The organism is Thermoproteota archaeon, assembly GCA_030130125.1.
Lineage (GTDB): Archaea > Korarchaeota > Korarchaeia > Korarchaeales > Korarchaeaceae > Korarchaeum.
In genome coordinates this window covers 1-2,862 of sequence record JARZZM010000062.1, presented here as the reverse complement: position 1 = coordinate 2,862, position 2,862 = coordinate 1, and the positions used below count along the sequence as shown (strand labels likewise).

Annotated in this window: 5 protein-coding genes and 1 pseudogene; 5 read left to right on the top strand and 1 reads right to left on the bottom strand. The window is 57.9% G+C overall.

Annotated elements, in window-relative coordinates; all coding sequences use genetic code 11:
* The coding region (locus tag QI197_08225; GenBank protein MDK2373345.1) for a DNRLRE domain-containing protein at nucleotides 1-599 on the bottom strand (599 nt) is incomplete at its 3' end.
* Between the two features lie 242 nt (nucleotides 600-841).
* On the opposite strand from QI197_08225, the gene QI197_08220 reads away from it, so the two are divergent.
* The 5 genes and pseudogenes from QI197_08220 to QI197_08200 all read left to right on the top strand — a co-directional run bounded on the left by QI197_08220 (nucleotide 842) and on the right by QI197_08200 (nucleotide 2,862).
* The gene (locus QI197_08220) at nucleotides 842-1,105 is read left to right on the top strand and encodes a hypothetical protein (GenBank protein MDK2373344.1); all 264 of its coding nucleotides are present in this window, start codon (nucleotides 842-844) and stop codon (nucleotides 1,103-1,105) included.
* Nucleotides 1,047-1,634 carry a DNRLRE domain-containing protein gene (locus QI197_08215; GenBank protein MDK2373343.1) on the top strand — a complete coding sequence of 196 codons (588 nt, stop codon included), beginning with the start codon at nucleotides 1,047-1,049 and terminating at the stop codon, nucleotides 1,632-1,634. Before QI197_08220 ends, QI197_08215 begins: the two co-directional genes overlap by 59 nt.
* Before the next feature lie 176 nt (nucleotides 1,635-1,810).
* Nucleotides 1,811-2,545, top strand: coding sequence for a hypothetical protein (locus QI197_08210; GenBank protein MDK2373342.1), 735 nt, complete (start codon nucleotides 1,811-1,813; stop codon nucleotides 2,543-2,545).
* The gene (locus QI197_08205; GenBank protein ID MDK2373341.1) at nucleotides 2,542-2,703 is read left to right on the top strand and encodes a hypothetical protein; all 162 of its coding nucleotides are present in this window, start codon (nucleotides 2,542-2,544) and stop codon (nucleotides 2,701-2,703) included. Before QI197_08210 ends, QI197_08205 begins: the two co-directional genes overlap by 4 nt.
* Before the next feature lie 68 nt (nucleotides 2,704-2,771).
* Nucleotides 2,772-2,862: pseudogene (locus QI197_08200) on the top strand (copper-binding protein).

Sequence of the window (2,862 nt, the reverse complement as noted above, 5' to 3'; positions counted from 1 at the left end):
CAGCTGTCGTATGGAGCTCCCTCCCTAGAATGGAATATGACGCCATCGTCCGTGTCGGATGGTACCTTCAGCAGGAAGCCGTGAATTGGGCTGCCCGTCCCTATCTTCCCCTTCACGTATGCGGTCACGTCGAAATTGATCTTAGTCCCGTCGTGAGCGCCGAAACTGATGTGTTTCGTGGTTATCAGGGGGCCGTAGCTGTTGGCATGACTCGACCAGGTCACGGTCGACTCGGAGAAGCTCTTGGTGAGGGGATAGACTTGGACATCTACCCCGGTATCAGGGGGTTGCTTCACCGTGAGAGTGAGCGTGGCCGCCTGCACCTCAGAGCCCGGGGGGATGAGACTGTAAACGTCGAAATTAACCACAGAATACCAATTTATGGTGTAGGTCACCACATTGGTGGAGATCTTCCTCCTCCCGACACTGAGCTCCGGTTCGCTGCCGAAGTTATTGAGAGGGGTGAAGCTGTTGAGAGTGGCATCCGCGCTGGCAGGCAGGCTCTTCATAATGGATGCGATATGTACCACGGGGGTGGGGTGTACGTTATCGTGGGGGGTAAGGAGGGCGATGAGGAGGATAGAGAGTATATGCCTCATCTCCATCCATTTATCTTCCCGGAGTGGATTATAAACTATCAGTTAAAATAAATGCTGGATTAAGATATCAGGCATGCGATCGCGATCGCATGCCCGGGGCAGATCCGGGCATGCAGGATCCACCGGATCTCAGATTAGCGAAATATCTATATTAACCTTTAGGTTATTTCATACGGAGTATAGCATGAGTATTAGATATCTCGTTCCCCCGATGGTCCTCCTCCTAATCCTCGCGGTTCCCGTTGCCTCCTTACCCCCACGATAACGTACACCCACCTCCGTGGTACATAATCGCGTCCATCATGAAGAGCTTGAGGGCAAACGCGGACGCTACCCTCTATAGCTTCAACGCCCTTGATAATTTCGGTAGCGAGCCAGGGCTCCTCGTTGGAAGGAGGATCTCCACCAACGTTGTGACCTACACCATTTACTGGGACTCCGTGGTGAATTCGACATTTACGGTCAGGTTCCCCGTTCCGATGTGCAGAAGGCCACTCTCATCCTGACGGTGAAGCAGCCACCGATACCGGGATCGATGTTGAGGCACACTCCCTCACCAAGAGCTTCTCCGAGTCGACCGTGACCTGGTCGAGTCATGCTGACAGCTACGGTCCCCTGATAACCACGGAGCACATCAGCTTCGATGCCCACGAGGGGACTAAGATCAATTTCGATGTGACATCGTACGTGAAGGGGAAGATAGGGACGGGCAGCCCAATTCACGGCTTCCTGCTGAAGGTACCATCCGACACGGACGATGGCGTCATATTCCATTCTAGGGAGGGAGCTCCATACGACAGCTGGAAGCCGACCCTCGTGATCACCTACAAGGGACCGTACATCGATGTGGTGGCCAGCCAGACATCCCTGAATCTGAAGCAGGGTGAGAAGGCCTACGTCCAGCTCGCCATAGGGGGAACCTTCCTAGGCGACGCGGAGCTGTCCCACAAGTGGGTGGGATCGACCCCGGCGGGATCACCCTCACGTACAGCAGGATCTCAGGCAAGGTTCCCTTCGCCTCCACCCTCGAGGTAGACGTGTCCGACTCCACCGCTCCCGGCGAGTACAAGCTGGAGGTCAAGGCGAAGAACAAGGAGGGCAACTACAACATTTACGACAAGGTCAACATAACGATCTAGGTGACCAGCGCTCAGGAACCTGATTTTTCGCTCTCAGTCTCCCCCCAGTCGGTCACCGTGACGCAGGGGCGAGTGGCCGAGTACTCGGTAGCTGTAACCCCGGTTACTGGCTTCTCGGGGACGGTGCAATTCACGGCATCCGGCATACCCCCCGGATCCACTTATCAGTTCGTCTCCTCCGGATCCACCATCTACCTGCGGATCGCCACCTCAGCATCGACGCCGCCGGGTGACTACACGATAACTGTGACCGCCGAGGGAGGCGGCAAGACCCACACGGCCACTGTCTCCCTTAAGGTAACCCCAACGTCCACCTCATCCTCTACTGCAGCTACCACTACCACGACTACGATCACGCAGGACTTCTTCATCCAGGTGGACCCATCCGCGGTGACCCTGTCGAGGAGAGGCGCGGCTTACCTCACAGTAAGGGTCCAAGGGATCGGCGGATTCCCCAGCCCCGTGACCCTCTCGGCCTCAGGACTGCCCCAAGGGGTGACCATCTCCTCCAACGTGAACAACGCTCCGCCGGACTTCACCGCAAACCTCACCCTCGTCGCCACCAACAGCGCCCCCATGGGTACACATCAGTTCACCCTGATGGCATCGGGCGGTGGCATCACCAGAACATCGACCGTGACCCTGACCGTCACGGGACAGAACCAAACCCAATCCCAGACCCAGGCCCAGACTCAAACCGGAACGCAAACGGGTACAGGAACGGCCGCTCAGGGATTCGACTTCTCCATCTCCGTGACGCCCACCACGCTGGTGCTCAACCCCCCTCCACGGGATCGGTGGCCGTGACAGTTAGGAGGATCAGGGGGAGCGGCACGGTCATGCTTTCAGCCTCGGGCCTCCCATCGGATGTCAGGGTGACCTTCAATCGCCTGCTCTCCAGGAGGGCACTTCCTCCCTCGTCATACAGGCTGGGCAGGCCACCGGCACGTTCACCGTCGTGGTGACCGGGACCTCAGGCGGATTGAAGAGGTCCGCGACATTCCAGCTCCAGGTGAGGGCAGAGGAGTCGAGATGCGTCATAGCCACGGCCGCCTTCGGCTCCGAGCTGGCACCCGAGGTGAGCTACCTGAGGGGGTTCAGGGATGCGACGGTGATGACCACCT